This is a genomic window from Bradyrhizobium sp. LMTR 3 (genome assembly GCF_001693485.1).
Lineage (GTDB): Bacteria > Pseudomonadota > Alphaproteobacteria > Rhizobiales > Xanthobacteraceae > Bradyrhizobium.
Genome location: NZ_MAXC01000049.1, coordinates 345,753 through 366,400 on the forward strand (window position 1 = coordinate 345,753; position 20,648 = coordinate 366,400).

Below are 20,648 nucleotides of genomic sequence, written 5' to 3' on the forward strand. Positions count from 1 at the left end.
GCTCACCTCACACGAAATCGATGAACTTGTTGAAGGGCATTTCGCGAATGCGCTTTCCGGTCGCCGCAAATATCGCGTTGGCGAGCGCGGGGGCGGCGGGAGGAACGGGCGGTTCGCCAACACCTCGCACCTTGGGATCGTTCTCGAGCCCGCGAACTTCGATGACGGGGCATTGGTAGATCCGCATGGCTTCGTGGTGGTTGAAGTTGGTTTGCTGCACCGCGCCCTTTGCGTAAGTGAGTTCGCAGTTGATGGCGTGGCCGAGCCCCCAGATGACCCCGCCTTGCACCTGATTTTCGAAGTTGACGGGGTCGACGACCTTTCCGACATCGACCGCAACCCAAACCTTGTCGATCCTGATGCCTATGTCCGTCGCGGTCACCTCGACGACTTCGGCCGTTGGCGTCCCGAAGGACTCGACGAATGCCACGCCGCGACCTCTGCCCTTACCCAGCGGTCCCTTCCAGTTCGACATCTCCGCGACCGTCTCCAGCACCTTGCGATAGGTTGGAACGGCGCACATCGCAATGCGGGCTTTCATGGGATCAAGGCCCGCGGCATGGATCAACTCGTCGATGAAGCTTTCGGTGAAGAAGCCTGCCGTGGAGGCTCCGACCGACCGCCACGTCGTGCATGGCGATAGTCCCTGCGCCTCATAGCTGGTGGCCCGGAAATTCGGGATGTCGTAATAGACATTCCACAGGCCGGCAGCGAGTTGGGCATCCGGATCCTTCGAGGGGGAGCCCATGCGCTCAAGCAGTCCCTTCAACGGCGCCGTTGCCGCCAATTTCAGGTCGGCCGCGACAATCTTTCCCTTGTCGACGCTCCCTTTGTACCTGCCTATCGAAATCTGTCGCGGAATGTCCTGGAGAAAGTCCTCCTCTCGCGAGAACACCAGCTTGATCGGCGTTCCGCGCATCTGATTGGCGATCTCGGCGAGGACGCGGACGTTCTCGAATTCGAGACGATGCCCAAAGCTTCCACCAGCCCATTGATTGTGAAAGGTCACCTGTTCCGGCTTGAGGCCGATCGCCGTCGCGGCGACCTGCTGCACTGCTTGCGGACTCTGATGGCTAACCCAGATTTCCATGCCTGCGTCGGAGACGATGGCGATCCCGTTCAGGGGCTCCAGGGGCTGATGTGCCACATAGGGCGCGCGATACTCGGCCTGAACCAGCTTGCCACCCTTCAACGCCGCATCGACATTGCCGATCTTCCGCCACTCCTTGCCGAGGAATTCAGGCTTGAACGACGCTCCCAGGACCTTCCAGTGGTCGGCCTGCTCGGCGGGATAGGCCGAGGGCGCCCATTGGCAATCGATCGCTTCGACCGCCTTCATCGCGTACCAGCTGTTCGTCGCGATGACAGCCACGCCATTGTTGATTTCAAGGATCTTCTTGACCCCCGGCATCGACTGCGCCTTGGTTGCGTTGTACGATTTCAGCGGTTGACCCTTGGCAGGGTTCAGCTTGACGGCGGCGAACAACATGCCGTCCATTTTCATATCGATGCCGAACTTCAACTCACCCATGGCCTTCGATCGAACATCGAGGCGCGTCATCGGCTTGCCGAGCATCCGCCACTTCGAGGGATCGCGCAGCTTGACGTCCAGAACTGGCGGAATCTTCGCGGCTTCCGCCGAGAGCTGGACATAGGGAATCCTGGTTCCGTCGGGCAGGATCACGTGGCCCGATTGGGTGCGAATGTCAGCCACGGGGACGCCCGAGCGTTTTGCTGCCGCAGCCTTCAGTGTCTCGCGCGCGGCTGCGCCCGCGGCGCGCAACTTTTCGTAGGTGTCCGGAACCGTGCTTGAGCCGCCCGTCATTTGCAGGCCGGACTGTCTGAGGTTTTCGAGCACGGCAGCGCGCGCTTCTTCGGCCGCCGGGCTTTGGTCGGCCGCCATGAACGGCGCAAGTTCATCTGCGAAGCCGGTGTTGAAGTAGGCGGGACTGGGCCCTGCAAACCGGATCTCGAACTGGCCGGGATCGAGGTCCATCTCTTCGGCAATCATGATCGGCTGCACCGAACCGACGCCCTGACCGATGTCGGCATGCTGTGCAATGAGCGTTATTCTTTCCGGGCTTATCTCGATCCAGGGATTGAACGTCACGGAGTCGGGCCCGAGGCCGGCGGCCAATGGATTGCTGGCCGGCTTGGCAGCCTGTTCAGCGTAGCCGTAGGAACCGAACGCGATGCCGCCCGCTACGGCGGCGGTACCGACGATGAAGGCGCGACGGGAAAGGTCTTGTGCGTCTCGCATCTCACTTCCCCGCTATCTTTGCGGCGGCCGCATGGATCGCCGCGCGAATGCGTGGATAGGTTCCGCAGCGGCATAGGTTTCCGGACATCACCACATTGATATCGTCGTCCGTCGGCTTCGGGATCAGCTCTAGAAGCGAAATGGCCTGGATGATCTGGCCGGTCTGGCAGTAGCCGCACTGTGGCACCTGGTGTTCGATCCACGCCTGCACAACCGGGTGCTGGTCCTTATTGCCCAGCCCTTCCATCGTGACGACCGACTTGCCGGCGACCTCGCCGATATGCGACTGACAGGAACGAACGGCCTTTCCGTCAATCTGAACGGTGCAGGCGCCGCATTGCGCTACTCCGCAGCCGTATTTGGGACTTGTGATGCCAAGCTCGTCCCGCAACACCCAGAGCAAGGGCATCTCGGGAACGACGTCAACCTGGCGCTTGGTGCCATTCACCGTGAGCTCGATCATATCGATGTCCCTTCGCGGATCATTGCTGTCATCATCGGAGCGACGTGCTCCGTCGTTCAAGCCAGCCTTCAAGCGGCTGATGCGGGCCGAGATATCGGGTACGCTGCCGCGACGACACTGGCTGATCAGCGCCAGGCGGTATTCGCGAATCCTGCGGGATCATGTGCAATCCCTGCTGAATTCAGCATCGCGGTAGACCGGGCTGATATCGACCCGGCCGCAGCACAGTTCGCGGTATTGCCCCGGAGTGAGACTCGTGGCTTTTCGAAACACACGTGTGAAATTGGCTTGAGAGCCGAAGCCGAATTCGAAGGCAATTTCGACGAGGGACAAATTGGCGCGTGCCAGTTCGTGCCGCGCCGCCTGCACGCGGCGATCGATCACGTAGCGGTGCGGTGACAGTCCGGTCGCCTCACGAAAGAGCCGGGAAAAATGAAACGGGCTGAGGCAGGCCTGGGCCGCCAGTTCCTCGAGCCGGATGTCAGCTTTGAGAGAAGCCTCGATATAGTCCAACACGCGCTGGAGCCTTCGCGGGTCGAGCGACGGGGACTTTTCGGGAGGGCGCCAGCGGTCAATCGAATAGTGCCCCAGGAGGTGCGCGGCGAGCGCGACCTGGATCCCCTCGACGAACAGCGCATCCGTCGGTTGGCGAGGACGGTGCAGCAAGTCCCGAAGCGGTGAGCAAAGGTGGAAGAGCACCTGGTCCGCCAGGCCGTCGGCATAGGCGATCTGCACCTTGGCGGGATCGACATCAAAGTCGGCGAGGGCGCTGTGGTCCAGCAGTGCCGGCGGGAGATAGAGGTGAAGGCATTCCATCCGGTCCGAAAGTTCGAGATGGCTCTCCTGCGTTCCCACGGGCACAAGATAGCTCATTCCCGGCCTGGCGACGCTCTTCTGGACTTCGCCGTTGCCGGCTCGGCAGACCATTCCGCCGCCGGACAGCAGCATAACGATCTCCGTGCAAATCGGGACGGGCGTTGCCTGCCGCCCTGCCTCGAACCTTCGATGCTCGATGCTCAATGCCGGCCAGTCGGCGGCCTCCGCGAGTTTCTCGCTGTTCTGATATTTTTGATCTCCATGCGTGGCGAGCGTCATCGTGACCTCTCCTCGAATTGCGCGGACACGGCCCCGCATCGCGAGCGAACGTTGGTCCCGTCCGTTGCGCAGTCGGATTCGCGGTCGCTGTACCCTGATGGAAACAACGATCTACCGGTCTGTGTGAAGTTGTTGGGTGAACCCGCGGTAGAGTCCAGAGCCGGGCCCGTTAAAAGAGGTAAAATGCAAACGGAGCAATGGGTTGGCTATTCGCCCGATCCAGCCTTGCAAGCAGTGGTTATCCAACATGGGATGAGCAGGATTCGTCTCTCATCGCGCAGGAATGGGAAATACCAGGACGCGCGCGTGATCTAGTGATGGCGTATTGAACGGCTATGCCCGTCATCGCGACGATTGGAGCTTGTCATGAAGCCGATTATCACAGCGCTTGCCGCAATATCGATCGCAACTGCTCAAGCCCTTCCAGCGGCTTCGGCCGAGAAGACCATTTCCATCGTCCTCGTCCATGGTGCCTTCGTCGATGGGGCGGGATGGAAAGCCACGTACGACATGCTTTCGAATGCCGGTTATGAGGTGCTCGTCGTCCAGCAGCCAACGATCACGCTTCGTGATGATGTCGCAGAGACCGAGCGGGTCATCGCGAAGGCGCGACATCCGGTGGTTCTCGTTGGGCATTCCTACGGTGGAATGGTCATCACGGAAGCGGGGGACAATCCGAAGGTTCGCAGCCTGGTCTATCTCGCGGCATTTGCGCCCGAGGCCGGGGAGTCGGTGAGCATGCTCGCAGAAGCGCCTGCGCCGGCGGGCGAGCAAAAGGCTCCGCTTGTCGCTGAAGGAAAGTATCTCCTCGTCGACCGCGACAAGTTTCCCTCGTCGTTCGCGGCCGATGTCGACGTCGCCACGACGGGATTCATGGCTGCCGCGCAACTCCCCTGGGGACTGCAAGCGGTGCAGACGAAGGTCGATCGTGTGGCCTGGAAGACGAAACCGACATACTACATGGTGACGAGTGAGGATCGTATGATCCCCCCGACGGCGCAGCGCATGATGGCACAACGGTCCGGCGCGAAAGTGGTGGAGTTGAAGAGCAGCCACGCAGTGATGCTGTCGCATCCTCACGAGGTCGCGGCGTTCATCAAGAGCGCAGACACATCCGCTGCGGACTGACGTAGATCGCGGCAGAGCATCAAACGCCAAGGCCGACGATCTTGCGATTGCTTCCCGCGCACGATGGCTTCGCCTGCCATAACGAAGGAGATGAGGTATGGCGCTCAAGGATATTCTGCCCGGTAAGCTGGGTTTCGGTGCGGCTCCGCTCGGCAACATGTTCCGCGACATCCCGGAGAAAGAAGCGATCGCCACGGTGAATGCGGCGTGGGACGACGGCATCCGTTACTTCGACAATGCACCCTTCTATGGCGCAGGGCTCGCGGAGATCCGTATGGGTGCTGCGCTCGCTGGCAGGCCGCGGCCCGATTATGTCATCAGTACAAAGGTCGGCCGCTTGATCCTGGACGAGATCGAGGATGTAAGCGCCCGCGACCTCGGCGAGAAGAGCGATGTCTTCAAGTATGGGCGGCCGAACAGGATCGTAAACGATTATTCGAAAGATGCGACGTTGCGCTCAATCGAGGACAGCCTGAGGCGGCTGGGTACAGACCATATCGATGTCGCCTTCGTGCATGATGTGGCACAGGATTTTTATGGCGACGAGTGGCTGACGGTCTTCGAGAGTGCGCGCAAGGGCGCGTTCAAGACGCTTGACCAGCTACGCGACGAGGGCGTGATCAAGGCTTGGGGGCTCGGCGTCAACCGGGTGGAGCCGATCGAACTGCTGCTTGCGCTGGAAGGTCCGCGCCCTGACGGCTTCCTGCTCGCAGGCCGCTACACGCTTCTCGATCATGCCCGGGCGCTCGAACGGGTGATGCCGATGGTTGCGGAGCATGAACTCGCCATCATTGTCGGCGGCCCCTACAGCTCGGGCGCGCTCGTCGGCGGCCCGAACTTCGAATATGCGCCGGCGCCTCGGGAAATCCTCGAGAAGGTGGCGCGGATCAAGGCGATCGCCGACCGCTACTGTGTCAGCATGAAGGGCGCGGGATTGCAGTTCGCGCTCGCGAATCCGGTGGTTGCTGCCGTGATTCCGGGAGCGAGCCGTCCGGGCCGGATCGCTGAGGATCGCGCTGCCCTCGAAGAAGCCATACCCGCCGACTTCTGGCGCGAACTTCGTTCGGCGGGTCTCGTCAATCCCGTCGCTCCTCTTCCCGCGTCCGGTTGATCGGTTTGGGGGAGGGGCAAGTTCAACCCTGCGAACTGAACTTCATCGGCGGGCGACACGAAATCAAATCAACTGCCAAGGAGATGGAAATGACTGACGAAAAACACAACACGTCCGACATGGGGCGCCGGGCGATGCTTCAAACAGCCGGCGCGGCTGTGATCACAACCCTGGCGGTCGGCACACCGACAGTCGCATTGGCTGCTGCTCAGGACGCCGACGGCATGTCGGCGGCCAAACGTAATGAGGCGCCGCTCGGTGCACGGCTCCAGGGCGTCCAGCATTTCGGGCTCACGGTCCAGAATATGGAGCGGGCCTATGAATTCTATACCGCGGTGCTGGGCGGCACCGAGGTTTTCCGCCACGGTGATTTCCAGGGCGATGGGGTGCAGAACACGCTGCTGGCCGACCAGGAAATCGAGGCGAACGCACGTGGGGTCAATCCTCGGACGATCGGTGTTCCCGACCTGCGCGGTGGGGCGCAGCGGCTCGATGTTCGCTTCATCCAGTTCGACAATGTCGTGATCGAGTTGCTTCAGTACCGCGATGCGGATCAGCCCATGGGGAGCTCGAAGAGTTTCGCCGAGCCGGTGCAGCACATGAGCCCCGCCTTTCCGCGCATGATGCACATCTGCTTCTATGTTCGCGACGATGTCGACTTCAACAAGTTCATCGCCGACCTCGAGGCAGAATCGGCGCGCCGTGGCATGACGCAGGTGAGGGCGAACCGCACGGTCCGCGTCATGACCGAGGCGGACCGCAAGGCCGCTCCCCGCAGCTCCAACACCAACCGGGTGACCCAGGCCCCGTCGGATGGCTGGGAACTGATCTACTGCAAGGGCCCGGAAGGCGAGCAGCTCGAGTTCGTCAAAGCACTGGGACCCGTCAAGCAACGTTTCAGCGAAGCCCTCGCGAAGCGGCAGCAGACCGTCACGCGCTGATCCGCTTGGCCGGCGACCGAACGGTCGCCTGCTCGCTCTTGCCAGGTGTTTATGACTTCCTTCTGAAGGGACCCATGATGCAAACGATCCTTCGCAGTTCGCGCGCCACGGCGCTGTTGGCCTTTTCGCCGTTCCTGGTGGCGCCGGCGGCATTCGCCGAGCAGGCGGCGCATGTGCGCTACCAGGACATTCGAGAAGGCGCCTACTCAGTCGTTGCCCAGGTGCGAGCCAAGCCTGGAAAGGAAGACGCCCTGCGGGCCGCGACCTTGCCTCTCATTGAGCTGGTTCGCGCCGATCCCAAAAACCTGGTCTACTTTCTCCAGGAAGACCGCGCCAAGCCGGGACATTTCATCTTTTACAAGATTTTTGCCAGCCAGGCGGATTTCGACGCACATAACGCCATGCCTTATGTGCAGGAGTGGTTCGCCAAGCTTCCAGAGCTTGCCGAGGGTGGCGTCGAGGTGATGCGGATGGCGATCCTCACCATGCCCAAAAAATAAGCGGAATAGTCAGGAAGCAATCTGCGGCTTCCGCCGTGCTTGGAGATTTCACCGGTCCGGGGCTCCTGCGGCGAAATGCCCGCCGCAGTCGGCTTTCCCATGCGCCTTAGCCATTCTGCGTGTAGATTTCGGGTCATGAGCTTGTTCGAATAGCTTTTCCCGATTTTGACTCACGCGGTTGGCCGAACGATGAATTGTCCTCATTCAGAGGGGCTGGCTGATAAAGCGAACCTGCCGAGCGTACCCTCTGGCGGTTCGCCTCTGACGCAGACCGGGTTATGCCGGTGAAAGTCGCGTCTCAATCGATCGTCTCAACGAGATCAGCGAGTGGTAAGGACACCGAGTCTCCTGCGCATCGGGCCGATGCGGAGATTTCGTTCGGGCCATATCGGTTCGATCGAGATCGGCGAATGTTGTGGGAAGGGGACGTCTTGTTGCAGGTTGGGACTCGCGCGCTGGCAATTCTGAGCGCGCTCACCGAAGTGCCCGGGCGTCTTGTCGCGAAGCGCGAACTGCTGGAGCGGGCATGGCCTGATGGCCGCGTCGACGACGCAAATCTCAAGGTACAAATTTCCGCCTTGCGAAAGGCACTTCGCGGCTGTGAGGGATTGATCAGGGCGGAATCTTCCCTGGGCTATCGCTTTCTCGGAGAAGCGGTACCTGGAGATCCGTATCCCGATGCACGGCGGCGATGCTCCCTGGTGCCGCAGCTTCTCACCGAGCCTATCGGGCGCGACGGTGTGGTTGCGGACATCGTCGGCCTTCTCAAAGAAAGCCGGCTGGTGACCGTCCTTGGTCCCGGCGGTATCGGGAAGACAACGGTCGCGCTCGCGATTGCACATCGACTGGCCCATACCTTTGCGGATGAAACCTGCTTCGTCGATCTCAGCAGGATTGCGCGCGACGATCAGATCAGTGAAGCGGTTGCGCGCGCACTGGGCTCTCCTGTCGGGGAGGCGTCGCCAGCTCTTGAGCAGATACAGGCCGCGCTGCACGCGAGACGACTTCTTCTGGTGATCGACTCCTGCGAACACGTTGCCGATGCGATCGCGTTACTGGTCGAGCAGGTTCTAAGCTTCTCGAATGAAGTCTGGATACTGGTAACGTCCCGAGAGTCTTTGAGGGTTGGAGCTGAATTCGTCTGGCAGCTCGAGCCGCTCGAAGTGCCGCCGCCCTCTCTGATTGGTAACGCGGCGAATACTGCGCGATACTCTGCGGTTCAGCTCTTCCTGAGGACGGCGGCCGAAGTTTCGGACGACTTTACGTTGGACGACGACATCGCGCCGACCATCGTCGAGGTCTGTCGGCGTCTGGACGGAATTCCCCGGGCGATCGAAATGGCGGCTTCCATGGTCGCCACCCTCGACATTGGCGAGCTTCGCCGCCGCCTGGATCAGGGCTTGCCCTTATTGGAGTTCGATCGCCAGGGCGCCAACCCTCTGCACGATTCTCTTTTCTCGACCCTTCGCTGGCGCTGCGATCTTCTTCCGTTCAACGAGCGAGTGGTGCTGCGCCGCTTGGCGCTCCTCACTGGTGCTTTCACCCTCGATGCTGCGGTCGCGGTTGCGGCTGATGACATTACGGATGCGTCTGTCGTTCGCGAGGCGGTCGTCGCGCTCGCCAATAAATCCTTCCTGATCGTAAATCATCAGATCAGCCCTCCAGAATACCGCCTTTTCGAGACCATGCGAGCGTACGCGGCGAGCCTCGGTGGGGAAGGGGAACATGCCACGGAGCGACTCGATGGGTGCTAGAGTTGCTGACTCGTGAGAACCCGCCCCCCGGGTGCTCACAGTTCATGAGCGTCAACGTGCGTCGATCCCGGCGAGGATCGTTTGAGCGCGGACAAGAAACGGTACACGTGATCTGTCCTGCAAATTGGATAGAAGATCGATAAGTGCATTGCGAGCGGCCTGCGGTCGCCCTACCTCGAGCTCGAACTCGGCGAGGCCGACAGCAGCTTCGCACTCATAGAGATAGAAATCGTGCTGCTTGCTAAGTTCGATTGCTTGGCTGAATAGCTCGCGTGCCGTATCGACGTCGCCAGGTCGGTTACGAGCAATGAGTACCTTGGCGAGGATTGGGTGGTGCTTACCGATGAGACGAACATCGGATGGGCCCAGGCACTGGCTCATCGCCTTCGTGAGCGCAGATTGCGCGCCGTCCAGGTCGCCAATGATTCGACGTGCGTCCGCGAGTTCGACCCACAAAATTGGATGAAGAGAGCCGGTTTTGATTATGAACTCATCGGCCAAGCAGGAAGTCAGGATACGCTCTGAGGATCGAGCGTCTCCATCCGCATATCTGAGGAGAAGCGCTCGAAATGCCTCGGCAACCGCATGCCAGGGCCGGTAGTGTCGCGACACTTCCTCCAATTTTTGCAGGCATCTGCGTGCACGCTGAAATTCCCCCGACGATATGTTCACCCATGTGGCACCTTGGGCAAGAACAAAATAGGTGGTTGTCAGATGTCCTTTTGCCTCGGCTTCGTCTATCGCCGTGTTCGAAAGCGACAATGCCTGCTCACAATACCCCATGTAGTGTTTGGCAAGTGCCAACCCGATCTTGCAGGAGATGAACGAGTCGATTCCTCCGAAATACAAGTATGCGCTTCTGGAAATCGACGGGCAGTCCTGCAGGAACGTCTCGAACCGCTGATGGGCTGATCGTATGGCAGAGGTTTCGAAGTCGTTGAATGCGGATATCCGTTGCAGAAGATAGTGCACATCAGGATTGTTGGATTGCTCTGCTGCCTTGGCGAAGGCCTCGAGATAGTGTGTCGCCTGGCGGCGGGTTAGAAGCGTACTCTGAATAATTCCGTAGAGGGCTCGTAGCTCCAGGAAGTCATCTTCTGCAGCCTGCGCCGCCTGCCAGGCGCGCTCATACAAGCTCGCTCCCTCGAACCCCGGAAGGTATACCTGGGCGGAGGCGAGTGATACCAGCAAGCGAGGCCGCACGACTGCATCAAATGCGGAACTACCGTCGACGAGCTGAAATGCCTTGGTTAGATAAGGGACCCCTTGAACCAATGAGGTGAGCGCGAGCCAAAGCCGTTCCGCGGCGATTACAAGTTTTACGCCGAGTTGAGGATCTGAGGAAAACGTCCAATCCAGAGCCACCCGAACCTCGTCCAGGTAACCCCGCATTTTCGCGTTCTCGGTTGTGTCGTCATAAAGGTCCCAGTCGATGCCGTCGAGCATCTGGAGGAAGTATTCCGCGTGACGCCTATGCGCTATGTCGCCTTCGGAAAAGTCTAGCTGAGCTATATATGCTCTTGTCGTATCCAGCAGGCGATACTCCGCATATGTCGATTCCGGGTCAAAGGAGAGAAGGGAGCGGCGCGACAGGCCAGTAATGGCGTCGCGCGCAGCGGATGCGCTGAGCTGATCGCCGCTTGCCACAGCGGTGCCGGCGTCAAGCGAGAAGGTTCCGGCAAAGCAAGCGATTTGGCGAAGGGCGAACTGTTCTGCTTGGGACAGCAGATTATAGCTCCAGTCGATCGTTGAGAACAGCGACCGTTGACGGGGAACGACGCTTCTTCGATCGATATTGATCACCGACGATTTTTCGTTGAGGCTGCGTAGTGCTTCCTCGAAGCCAAGCACCGCGGCAATCGAGGCGGCAATTTCAATTGCCAGCGGGATGCCGTCGAGCCGCCGGCAAATCTCTGCGACGGCAGCAGCGCTGCGATTATCGAAATGCAGTTTCGCCGCCCGCTGATGGAGACACTTCAGGAATAACTGGACCGACGAGTAGGTCTTGATGTCGTCCGCGTGCGTTTCGGTAGCCTTTGGAGGAACTGTGAGGGGGGCGAGTCGCCAGATGGCCTCGTCATCAAGCTGCAGCGGCTCTCGCGTCGTAACGAGAACATCTACGGACGCCGTGTTGACGAGCAAGGCGTCAACCAGTCTCGCCACTGGATCAAGCACATGCTCGCAACAGTCCAGGATCAGAAGCATCCGCCTGTCGTGGAGGCCCAGCACGATTTGTTCGATGCCGGGCCAGTCTGTTACTCTCAATCCGATCGCATTCGCCAATGCGGTGTAGACGAGGTCAATCGAGGATATTCTACCAAGATCGACAAAGCAGACGCCATCGGGGTAGTTTGCCGCCCGGTCATTTGCGACCTGCAATGCAATCGTTGTCTTCCCGATGCCACCCGACCCGAGGATCGTCACGAGTCGTCGGCTATTGAAAAGCTCATGAATCCCGTCCGCTGCCGCCTCGCGGCCGATCGGCTTCACAACAATTCCAGGGATGCCGAATCGAGGCTGGTTTTCAGAGCGAGGAGGGGCCGGCTTTTTCACAACCACATCGGCGTCGAAACGGTAGCCCTGAGACGGATCCGCTTGAATTGCGCCGCCGTAGTCACGCAGAGCCTTTCTCAGTCCTGAGATTTGCACCCGCAAATTGCTTTGATCAACGTGCAAGCTTGGCCATGCGCTTTTGATCAGGGTGCTCCGACTGACGGTTACGCCAGGTGCTTCAAGGAGGACTTGCAGGATCGCTAACGCGCGAGCGCCAAGCCTAACCGGGACGCTTCCGTCCCATAGCGTATGGGTAGCCGCGTCAAAGCGGAACGGTCCGAAGAATATCTCCCGGTTCACCATCGCACCTGCTTGGGTCCCATATCCCGCGGCGCACTGTAGGGCATTGCCTCAGGTTTGCTTCCAGAATATCCGGGATGTCCGTTAATGGCTGCCGCCCTTAACGGACGTCGATGCTGGGGCGGACTACCTCCGGTATCGGGGGTAGAGCGGACGTGGAGTAGGGCGGGTCACACCCTGGTTCGACCAGACTGAGAGTATTTGGGGCGAGCTTGCCAAGCCCAGCAGGAACATTGCCTCTGTTTGTTGCGGGTGTCGAAATTCGACTCCGGGGCAATCGACATCCTCCTCGCAGCGCTTCTCCCTGCATAATGCGCTCCTGACCGTCGCTGAGGCGTGACGCGACTTGCGTGGGGGACGTGGCGTCTCGATCCCCAGGGCACATTTGGTTGGGGTCGAGGATGGGTGGACGTGCTGCCCTTCAGTTCGCCCTTGATTTCAAGCGGTTATACTATTCTCGCAGAAATAGTATAACGGACACGTTCTTCTTTCATCCCATTGAGAGTGCAGGGTAAATCATTGAAATCGCAAGACTATCGTTTCTCCGTGGCACCCATGATGGATTGGACCGGGACTTCTCGAAAAGTGAAGCGAAGCCAGCACTTAAGCCTCAGCTCGATCGGTCATGTCGTACCAAATGTAGTACTGCCGCTGGTTCGGAGCTCGACGAGCAAACGATTTCGCGCTTCTGCGTTTATCGGGCGGCGGCAGCGTAACGCAACGTAGTATCCAAAGTGGCAGCTGCTGCTGGCTCTTGTCGCTGCAAGCAAGTCATTTTCAGTTTTCGTGTCTGCTTGGCTTGCTTTCACGCACCGCGTCTTCTCGATTGCCGCAGACCGCCACCGCCGCACCGCTAACGACAGTGACACAGGTGCTCTGACGACCGAGGCTGAATGCTCAGGAATCGGGGAAGGCGTCCGCAGTTCGAGGCCGATCTTTCGAGCGATGACAGTCAGCCGCTCGCTGAACGAAAAAGCCGGACCGGTCAGCACATATGTGCATCGTGGTCCGGCTTAGATTTGCAGCCACTGAACCACATCAAGTCGCGGCATATTGGATCGCGATGCCAAAACGCGCGCACGCACCTTGATGTGTCTCAGCGAAGGTACTGTGGCGGCGAAGGCTACTTCTTTTTCTTCTTGCCGACCTTCTTTGCCTTCTTTGCCTTCTTCGCTTTCTTAGCCATGGTGCCCTCCACGATCCCAAAGTTGGTTGAATGCAAGTTGACCTCGACGTGCACAAATATATAGTACACCACAATCACAAAATTGATACTGCGCGCTCTAAACAAGGTAAACGGCGGTCACACGTAGCTCGTTGCTGGTGGAAGACTTGGCCCACAATGCGTTGACGCGATGCGTGCACACCGCCAGCAAGAATACATCCGAGCCGAGATTGACATGAAGTCACGCCTCTATCGGCACGCAGCTTAGAGCTGAAGCAATGTTGCTCGGAGCTATAGTGTGCACCTCGACCAGAGCGCGTAGCATGTTTCTGGCAACTCTGTCTGCACGCGATGAGGGAGGGGAGCTGGAGTCGCGGTTAGCTCGTGAGAGCCGTCATCTCTTTTCTGGCGGCCTCAACTCGCGCATCGAGATATTTGGCCAGATCCAGAATATGAATGCCTTTTGCGCACTTCTGGCTTGCTTCCATTCGCACCAGAGGGATCGCTATTTCGCCTGCGTTGATCTTCTGCACTAGCTTGGTCGGATTCAGGTGCGAAAAGTAATCCCGACACACGTCCTCAATCGGGACGATGGCCTTACCCCCATACTGCGCCATCAAAAGGAACGCGGTGTTCATTGGGCCACTTTCAAATTCGACCTAGCCAAGCGGCGCTTAATAGTCACCACGTCCCTTGGGCCGGCAATCGATGTGAGCGTCGGTCTCATCCGCTCGGTAGCCGTATCTAACTTGAAGACTTTCCACCTTGTGAGATCTTCTCCGTCGTAGGCGGAATTTGGCGTCCCTAGCGTAGTAAAGGGAGGCTTGGCTCGTGCGGTAGGATGCATCCTCAAACAGGGACGTTTCTGGTGCGGTGATCTGAGACCACTCGATGATTGCTCCCTCCGTCTTGACTTCGAACCTGCAACCAGACCGTTATGAGCGACGGGATATCGATTAGCTTCGTTGATTTTGTTGTGGTTTCATTTGATTTCGATCACGTTCGTTGCGCTTTGATGAGGTCGTTTCTGGTGCGAAACTGGTGCGGTCCGTGCGCTTCGGGTTTGTGGATCTTGGGTGGGCGAACAATGCGTAGTGTTGGAACCTTCGCTATCGCACCACAGACGCAAGTCGTCTGCTCAAGCTCAGCCTTTTCTGACCCTAAGCGTTCATTGCCGGGCCAATATTGCTCTCGAGGCAATCACTTCCGCTCAACCCAATTACGTCAAATGACGTTACTTTGCATTGGAGAGCTTTGTTTTTCGCACGACTTCGAGAAATGCGCGGATGATCCGGCTGGTTTCGCGCTTTTGTAGGATTACAACATGTGCGTAAGTGAAGATTTCCGCATCGCCGATTGGAATGAGACGAAGCGAAGGATCCGGAACGAACTCGGCTTCAGAGACATAGCTTATTCCCAGCCCTCGAATGACGGCTTCGCGGATCGCCTCGCGGCTTCCGATTTCCATGACGATGCGCGGTCTGATCTTAGCCTTGGTGAGCGCCTGTTCGAACGCGCGTCGCGTCGTAGAACCGGTTTCACGGATGATCAGCGGCTCACCCTCGAGTGAGGCGATTTTTATGTTCTTCCGCTTCGCGAGAGGATGATCTGTCCGGACAAAGACGCCAACTGGATGGCGCCGATATGGAACGGTGAGAAGACGATCATCCTCGTCTATGTGCGCGAGCACTGCGATGTCGCTTTTGTAGTCCAAGAGATCGGCGAGCACGTCGTGCGAGTTGCCGAGCTTCACGGCAAGCTCGATCCCCGGATAGGCGCGATTGAAGGCCGCAAGCATCTCGGTCACGTGATACGGGCCGACCGCGCCGATCGAGAGCCGACCGGTCTTGAGCTCTCGCGACTGCTCAAGGAATGCAACCGCCTCTTCTTCCTCGGCAAACAGGCGTGACGTGATTGCCAAGAGTTGCCGTCCCGTATCGGTCAATTCGCGCCGACGCCCTCTCTTGATGAAGAGGTCGACACCGTACTCCTCCTCTAGGGCGCCGACCTGCGCAGTCAGCGTCGGCTGCGTGATATGGACGGCATCCGACGCGGCGTTGAAGCCGCCTGCTGTTGCAACTGCATGGAAGGAGCGAAGCTGGGTATATCGCATAGAATAAATCTATCTATTTCTCTGAAATAATCAATTTGTCGATGTATCGGCTTTCAGTGATGGTCCAATCCTAGCGAGCGCTCAAGAGAAGCGCGGAAGTGGCAGCGCTCCATGCGCGATCAAGGGTGGAAGTCATGCGGTGGAACAACTGGAATCCCGTAAAGCTTCGCTTCGGCGCTGGAACGTTCGATGAAGTCGCCAGCTTGATCGGCAAGCGACGCTACGCTCTCGTTACCTATAATCAGCCTATTTTCAACGACTTGGCCGCGCGCCTCACGAAGGTCGCGGGCGAGCCGGTCGCTGTCATCGACAATATCGAGACCAACCCGGATTGCGCCGATCTGGTGAATTCCTGCCGCGTCTACGGCGCCGCTACGCAAGCGCCCGAAGTCATCGTTGCCCTCGGGGGCGGCTCGATGATGGATGCCGCCAAGGTGCTGGCCGCAAGCCAAGGCGACTTCGAGAATGTCCGCCGCCATCTTACTGATAAAGAGCCGCTCGACACGTCGGCGATCGTGCCGATCATCGCGGTGCCAACTACCTCCGGAACAGGCAGCGAAGTCACGCATTGGGCAACCGTGTGGGATTCGGCGAACGGCAGCAAATATTCTCTCGCGGATCCATTGCTATACCCGGAAGCTGCCGTGCTGGATCCACAACTCATCCTCGGGGCGCCGCGCGGGCTAACCCTGGCGACCGGTCTCGACTCTCTGTCACATGCGCTCGAGAGCATCTGGAACGTCAACGCCAACCCGGTTTCGGCCAGCTTCGCGGTCGAGGCTGCGCGCGAGATCATCGAAACGCTGCCGCGCCTGCTCGATAATCTCGGCGATCTCGATCTGCGCACCCGCCAGGCGCGCGGCAGTCTGCTCGCTGGCTTCGCGTTTTCGCAGACCAAGACGGCCTTGGCGCACAACATCTCATATGACATCACACTGAAGACTGGACTGATCCACGGCATCGCCTGTTCGTTCTCACTGCCGCTCGTGATGGGGTGGGCAATAGGCAACAGCGCTGACTGCGACGCCGCGCTGCGCCGCATCTTTGGCCCGGACCTCAGCGAGGGTATCCGCAAGCTGCGGTCCTTCCTCGAGGGGATCGGCGTCAAGACTGATCCAGCCGCCTACGGGGTTTCGCCTGCCGATTGGACACGTCTGGTCGAGAAGGCGCTGGAGGGCGAGCGCGGCAGGAATTTTATTGGGAGGCCGATCGTCAAGGCAGCTTAGTGAAGCAGACATTAAGGCGAACTCGCCCAATCTAAATCACCGGCAACGGTCACAAAGACCAACGGAATCCAGGGAGGAAAACATGCAAATCACGCGTCGAAAAATGCTCGTTGGGTCGGTTGCGGCTGCAGGCGCTTTGATCGCCATGCCGAACGTGTTACGTGCAGAAGGTGTGATCCGCGTCGGTCTCATTCCGTCAGAAGATTCTCGCGCGATGCTGGCGTCGAGCCAGCAACTGCTCGACGCGCTCGAAAAGAATCTCGGCATGAAAGTGAAGGGGTTTGTCGCCGCCGACTACAACGGCGTCATCGAGGCGATGCGCTCGAACCACGTCGAAGTCGCTTACCTGGGGCCGTTCTCCTACGTGCTCGGCACCAGCGTCGCGGACATCGAAGCTTTCGCGACTGCCGAAACCTCAAAGTCCGGCCGCACCTTCTATCACAGCCAGATCATCACGCGAAAAGACAGCGGCATCAAGGACGTCAACGATCTGAAGGGTAAAACCTTCGCGTTCGTCGATCCGTCTTCGACTTCCGGCCACCTCTTCCCGAAGGCTGGCCTGATCAAACTCGGTATCGACCCGGAGAAATTCTTCGGTCGCGTTCTCTTCACCGGTTCGCATGATGCCAACGCGCTGGCGGTTGCCAACAAGCGTGTTGACGCGGCCACCATCGCCGACCGCATCTTCGATGCCGCCGTGCAGAAGAATCTCGTCAAGCGCGAGGACATCCACGTCGTGTGGAGCTCCGACCCGATCCCGGAATCGCCGACGGTGTGGCGCAAGAATCTGACGCCGGAACTCAAGGCGAAGATCAAGACCGCGTTCCTGAACATCAAGGACATCACCTGGGCCGACCAAGGCAAGCTCAATCGCTTCGTCGAAACCAACGACGCGGCGTACGATGTAATCCGGGATACTGCAAAAGCGCTCAATCTCGATCTGAAAAGGATGAAATGAGCCCAAAGCACTAACACGCCGTAACCAACCCTCCGGCATAGGACTGCTCAGATGATCAAGATCGCAGGATTGAAGAAATCTTACGGCGGGAAGCCGGTGCTCCAGGGCATCGACCTCGAGGTGAAGTCGGGCGAATTCCTCGTCGTCCTGGGTCCGAGCGGCGCTGGAAAATCGACCATGCTCCGTTGCATTAACGGCCTCACGCCGCCGGACGCCGGCCAGATCGTCATCGACGGCACGGTATTCGATTCCAAACGGGCGGCGGGCGGGCGGTTGCGCCCGGTCGCGATGATCTTCCAGCACCACAATCTGGTAAAGCGACTCACTGTGCTCAAGAACATCCTGGTCGGTCGCATGGCCGGGATGTCGTCGATTCTCTCCGCGCTTCAAATATTCCCGACGAGGGACGTCGAGATCGCGATGAATTGCCTTCAGCGCGTCGAGCTGACGCACAAGGCGATGTCGCGCGCCGACCAGCTCTCCGGCGGCGAGCAGCAGCGCATCGGCATTGCCCGTGCGCTGGCACAACGCCCCGCTGTCATCTTGTGCGATGAGCCGGTCGCGAGCCTCGACCCGAAAACCTCGCGTGTCGTGCTCGGCTATCTCAAGGCGATCTGTAAGGAAGAAGGCATCGCTGTCATCTGCAACCTGCACCAGGTCGACTATGCCGTCGAATTTGGCGAGCGCATCGTTGGTCTCTCGGGCGGCAAAGTTGTTTTCGACGATACGCCGGATCACCTGACGGTCGACGTCGTCCACCAGATCTATCCGGGCCTGGAAGACCCGGGTGTCGCCCGCGTATTGCGACCGAACGCCGGTCCACGCCTGGTGTCGAATTCGCTCGATCCCGTCGCCCTTGCGGCATCCGCCTGAGGTAGGAGACTGACCATGTCCAGCTACCAACTCGTACTTCGTCCGCCTCAGGGCCGCTTCGGCTGGTGGGGCACCGGCGTCTTCGGTCTGATGATCGCAGGATTCCTCTATTGGGCTGCGGTTGGATCGCAAATCAACGCGACCAATCTGTGGAACGGTATACCATATATGTGGGACTTTTTGGTCCGCATGATGCCGCCGAATCCAAATTTCATTGAGAAGCTCTGGCGGCCCGCGCTGGAAAGCTTGCAGGTCGCGATCTGGGGAACGCTGCTCGGCGTCGCAATCTCGCTGCCGATCAGCTTTTTCGCGGCCCGCAACCTGTCACCGCATCCGGCGATCTATCACTTCACCCGCCAGGTGCTGAACTGCATGCGCGGCATCAACGAAATCATCCTAGCGCTGATCTTCGTCGCTGCCATCGGCCTCGGCCCGTTCGCCGGCGTGCTCGCCCTGGCCATCCACGGCGCCGGCATGCTCGGCAAGTTCTTTGCCGAAGCCATGGAAGACATCGACGAAGGACCGCTCGAAGCATTCCGCTCGGCCGGCGCCGGCCCGTTCAAGACTTTTTTCTTCGGTGTGCTGCCGCAAGTGCTACCGGCCTGGCTCGGCACCATCTTCTACCGTCTCGAGACCAATGTTCGTCAATCCACCGTGCTCGGCATGGTCGGCGCCGGCGGCATCGGCTTTGAACTCGTGTCCTCAATGAAGCTGTTCCAGTATCAAGACACGGCGACCTGTATCTTGGTCATTCTTGCGATGGTGTTGGTCACCGATCTCCTTTCCTCCCGCGTCCGCTCGATGATCCGCTGACGCGACTTGGCCGGCGGCCGAACGTTCGGCCACTATCAACTTCTCGGCATTGTCGAGAAAAGAGACACCCCTCGGAGCGCCAGTGTGCGGCGGATTCAGGAAAGGAAGAACCATGCTTACACGTACCCCTGCTTCGGTGACCGCCAATGGCCGCACCTACCGCCTGCCAAATGCACCGACCGTCGTCATCTGCATCGACGGCTCGGAGCCTGGCTACATCGAGGCGGCAATTGAGAAGGGGCTTTGTCCGAATCTCGATCGAATCATGCAGACCGGATCGAACACCACAGCCTTGTCGGTCATTCCGAGCTTCACCAACCCAAATAATCTTTCGATCATCACCGGACGGCCGCCAGCGGTTCATGGCATAGCGGGTAACTTCTTCTACGACCGCGAGGCCAAACAAGAGGTGATGATGAACGATGCGCGCTTCCTGCGCGCGCCGACGATCTTGGCCGAGTTTCAGAAAGCTGGCGGCAAGGTTGCGATGGTGACGGCGAAGGACAAGCTGCGTACGCTGCTTGGCAAGGGTCTCGACTTTACCGCCGGCACCGCTATAGCTTTCTCTTCGGAGAAAGCCGACAAGGCGACGATGGCCGAGAACGGCATCGAGAACGTGCTCGAATTTGTCGGCATGAAGCTGCCTGAGGTCTATTCGGCGGATCTGTCGGAATTCGTGTTCGCAGCCGGTGTGAAGCTGTTGAAGACGTTCCGGCCGGACGTGATGTACCTCTCAACCACCGACTACGTGCAGCACAAGGCAGCACCGGGTTCGAAAGCTGCCGACAGCTTCTACAAGATGTTCGACCGTTATGTCGGCGAACTCGATGCGCTGGGCTGCGTGCTGGTGATGACCGCCGACCACGGCATGAATGACAAGCACCTGCCGGACGGCCAACCCGACGTGATCTATCTTCAGGAAATTTTGGACAAGAAGTTCGGCGCGGGGTCGACCCGCGTCATCCTGCCGATCACCGATCCGTACGTCGCGCATCACGGGGCGCTCGGCTCCTTTGCGACTGTCTACGTCGACGGCGACAAGCGGCAGCCCGTGATTGATTTCATCAAGACCATATCGGGCGTCGAGGTGGCGATATCGGCCGAAGAGGCTTGCGAGCGGTTCGAGCTCCCGGCGGATCGTATCGGAGACGTCGTCGTGCTCTCCTCCAGGCACAAGGTGTTGGGCACCGCCGCCGCCAAGCACGATCTCTCGGGCCTCACTGAACCGTTGCGTTCGCACGGCGGCCTCACGGAGCAGACCGTGCCGATGATCGCGAATCGTAAGATCGAGGTTCCGCCGGGGCGCACTCTGCGCAATTTCGACGTTTTCGACGTCGCGCTTAATCTCGTCGCCTAAGGATCCAGCCCATGAACGTGCCTTTCAGTTACGCGGCA

General features: G+C 59.3%; 16 protein-coding genes. 10 read left to right on the forward strand and 6 right to left on the reverse strand.

The genetic code is table 11. The features are described 5' to 3' along the window. Positions 1–7 precede the first annotated feature (7 nt). The 3 genes from LMTR3_RS29950 to LMTR3_RS29960 form a co-directional block, all read right to left on the reverse strand. The gene (locus LMTR3_RS29950) at positions 8–2,260 is read right to left on the reverse strand and encodes a xanthine dehydrogenase family protein molybdopterin-binding subunit (protein ID WP_065748535.1); all 2,253 of its coding nucleotides are present in this window, start codon (positions 2,258–2,260) and stop codon (positions 8–10) included. Between the two features lies 1 nt (position 2,261). Then, on the reverse strand, positions 2,262–2,723 hold the full coding sequence (locus LMTR3_RS29955; RefSeq protein ID WP_176722023.1) for a (2Fe-2S)-binding protein: 462 nt from the start codon (positions 2,721–2,723) through the stop codon (positions 2,262–2,264). Positions 2,724–2,882: 159 nt separating this feature from the next. Beyond that, positions 2,883–3,818, reverse strand: coding sequence for a helix-turn-helix domain-containing protein (locus LMTR3_RS29960; protein WP_065728403.1), 936 nt, complete (start codon positions 3,816–3,818; stop codon positions 2,883–2,885). A 366-nt stretch (positions 3,819–4,184) separates the two neighbouring features. On the opposite strand from LMTR3_RS29960, the gene LMTR3_RS29965 reads away from it, so the two are divergent. From LMTR3_RS29965 to LMTR3_RS29985, 5 genes are all read left to right on the forward strand, one after another. Next, entirely contained in the window at positions 4,185–4,946 is a 762-nt protein-coding gene (locus tag LMTR3_RS29965; RefSeq protein WP_065748536.1) for an alpha/beta hydrolase, read from the forward strand. A gap of 97 nt (positions 4,947–5,043) precedes the next feature. Further along, positions 5,044–6,057, forward strand: a complete 1,014-nt coding sequence (locus LMTR3_RS29970) for an aldo/keto reductase (protein ID WP_065748537.1) — start codon at positions 5,044–5,046, stop codon at positions 6,055–6,057. Between the two features lie 89 nt (positions 6,058–6,146). Beyond that, positions 6,147–6,998 (forward strand): VOC family protein, encoded by an 852-nt coding sequence (locus LMTR3_RS29975; RefSeq protein ID WP_065748648.1) that lies wholly within the window; start codon positions 6,147–6,149, stop codon positions 6,996–6,998. A 5-nt stretch (positions 6,999–7,003) separates the two neighbouring features. Then, a complete protein-coding gene (locus LMTR3_RS29980; protein WP_245320046.1) occupies positions 7,004–7,498 on the forward strand; it encodes a putative quinol monooxygenase in 495 nt (164 codons plus the stop codon). Positions 7,499–7,929: 431 nt separating this feature from the next. After that, positions 7,930–9,252, forward strand: coding sequence for an ATP-binding protein (locus LMTR3_RS29985; RefSeq protein ID WP_176722024.1), 1,323 nt, complete (start codon positions 7,930–7,932; stop codon positions 9,250–9,252). A 51-nt stretch (positions 9,253–9,303) separates the two neighbouring features. On the opposite strand, the gene LMTR3_RS29990 is transcribed toward LMTR3_RS29985, so the two are convergent. From LMTR3_RS29990 to LMTR3_RS30000, 3 genes are all read right to left on the reverse strand, one after another. Beyond that, the gene (locus LMTR3_RS29990; protein ID WP_065748539.1) at positions 9,304–12,108 is read right to left on the reverse strand and encodes a winged helix-turn-helix domain-containing protein; all 2,805 of its coding nucleotides are present in this window, start codon (positions 12,106–12,108) and stop codon (positions 9,304–9,306) included. A gap of 1,539 nt (positions 12,109–13,647) precedes the next feature. Continuing rightward, positions 13,648–13,908, reverse strand: coding sequence for a pyocin activator PrtN family protein (locus tag LMTR3_RS29995; RefSeq protein WP_065748540.1), 261 nt, complete (start codon positions 13,906–13,908; stop codon positions 13,648–13,650). Positions 13,909–14,504: 596 nt separating this feature from the next. Further along, the gene (locus tag LMTR3_RS30000) at positions 14,505–15,383 is read right to left on the reverse strand and encodes a LysR substrate-binding domain-containing protein (protein ID WP_065748541.1); all 879 of its coding nucleotides are present in this window, start codon (positions 15,381–15,383) and stop codon (positions 14,505–14,507) included. 134 nt (positions 15,384–15,517) lie between these two features. Here LMTR3_RS30000 and psrA point away from each other — a divergent pair, with 134 nt between their 5' ends. The 5 genes from psrA (at position 15,518) to phnA (ending at position 20,610) form a co-directional block, all read left to right on the forward strand. Beyond that, positions 15,518–16,609 carry an iron-containing alcohol dehydrogenase PsrA gene (psrA, locus tag LMTR3_RS30005; RefSeq protein ID WP_065748542.1) on the forward strand — a complete coding sequence of 364 codons (1,092 nt, stop codon included), beginning with the start codon at positions 15,518–15,520 and terminating at the stop codon, positions 16,607–16,609. Between the two features lie 82 nt (positions 16,610–16,691). After that, entirely contained in the window at positions 16,692–17,567 is an 876-nt protein-coding gene (phnD, locus tag LMTR3_RS30010; RefSeq protein ID WP_084029892.1) for a phosphonate ABC transporter substrate-binding protein, read from the forward strand. Between the two features lie 51 nt (positions 17,568–17,618). Then, the gene (gene phnC / locus LMTR3_RS30015) at positions 17,619–18,440 is read left to right on the forward strand and encodes a phosphonate ABC transporter ATP-binding protein (RefSeq protein ID WP_065748543.1); all 822 of its coding nucleotides are present in this window, start codon (positions 17,619–17,621) and stop codon (positions 18,438–18,440) included. 15 nt (positions 18,441–18,455) lie between these two features. Further along, on the forward strand, positions 18,456–19,253 hold the full coding sequence (gene phnE / locus LMTR3_RS30020; RefSeq protein WP_065748544.1) for a phosphonate ABC transporter, permease protein PhnE: 798 nt from the start codon (positions 18,456–18,458) through the stop codon (positions 19,251–19,253). A gap of 112 nt (positions 19,254–19,365) precedes the next feature. Beyond that, the gene (gene phnA, locus LMTR3_RS30025; RefSeq protein ID WP_065748545.1) at positions 19,366–20,610 is read left to right on the forward strand and encodes a phosphonoacetate hydrolase; all 1,245 of its coding nucleotides are present in this window, start codon (positions 19,366–19,368) and stop codon (positions 20,608–20,610) included. Positions 20,611–20,648: the final 38 nt, after the last annotated feature.

Excerpts from the sequence above, each read along its gene's own strand:
- LMTR3_RS29975 (WP_065748648.1), top strand. The coding sequence starts at position 6,147 with ATGACTGACGAAAAACACAACACGTCCGACATGGGGCGCCGGGCGATG.
- phnA (WP_065748545.1), top strand. The coding sequence starts at position 19,366 with ATGCTTACACGTACCCCTGCTTCGGTGACCGCCAATGGCCGCACCTAC.
- psrA (WP_065748542.1), top strand. The coding sequence starts at position 15,518 with ATGCGGTGGAACAACTGGAATCCCGTAAAGCTTCGCTTCGGCGCTGGA.
- LMTR3_RS29950 (WP_065748535.1), bottom strand. The coding sequence starts at position 2,260 with ATGCGAGACGCACAAGACCTTTCCCGTCGCGCCTTCATCGTCGGTACC.
- LMTR3_RS29965 (WP_065748536.1), top strand. The coding sequence starts at position 4,185 with ATGAAGCCGATTATCACAGCGCTTGCCGCAATATCGATCGCAACTGCT.
- phnD (WP_084029892.1), top strand. The coding sequence starts at position 16,692 with ATGCAAATCACGCGTCGAAAAATGCTCGTTGGGTCGGTTGCGGCTGCA.
- LMTR3_RS29970 (WP_065748537.1), top strand. The coding sequence starts at position 5,044 with ATGGCGCTCAAGGATATTCTGCCCGGTAAGCTGGGTTTCGGTGCGGCT.
- phnE (WP_065748544.1), top strand. The coding sequence starts at position 18,456 with ATGTCCAGCTACCAACTCGTACTTCGTCCGCCTCAGGGCCGCTTCGGC.
- LMTR3_RS29995 (WP_065748540.1), bottom strand. The coding sequence starts at position 13,908 with ATGAACACCGCGTTCCTTTTGATGGCGCAGTATGGGGGTAAGGCCATC.
- LMTR3_RS29955 (WP_176722023.1), bottom strand. The coding sequence starts at position 2,723 with ATGATCGAGCTCACGGTGAATGGCACCAAGCGCCAGGTTGACGTCGTT.
- phnC (WP_065748543.1), top strand. The coding sequence starts at position 17,619 with ATGATCAAGATCGCAGGATTGAAGAAATCTTACGGCGGGAAGCCGGTG.
- LMTR3_RS29960 (WP_065728403.1), bottom strand. The coding sequence starts at position 3,818 with ATGACGCTCGCCACGCATGGAGATCAAAAATATCAGAACAGCGAGAAA.
- LMTR3_RS30000 (WP_065748541.1), bottom strand. The coding sequence starts at position 15,383 with ATGCGATATACCCAGCTTCGCTCCTTCCATGCAGTTGCAACAGCAGGC.
- LMTR3_RS29990 (WP_065748539.1), bottom strand. The coding sequence starts at position 12,108 with ATGGTGAACCGGGAGATATTCTTCGGACCGTTCCGCTTTGACGCGGCT.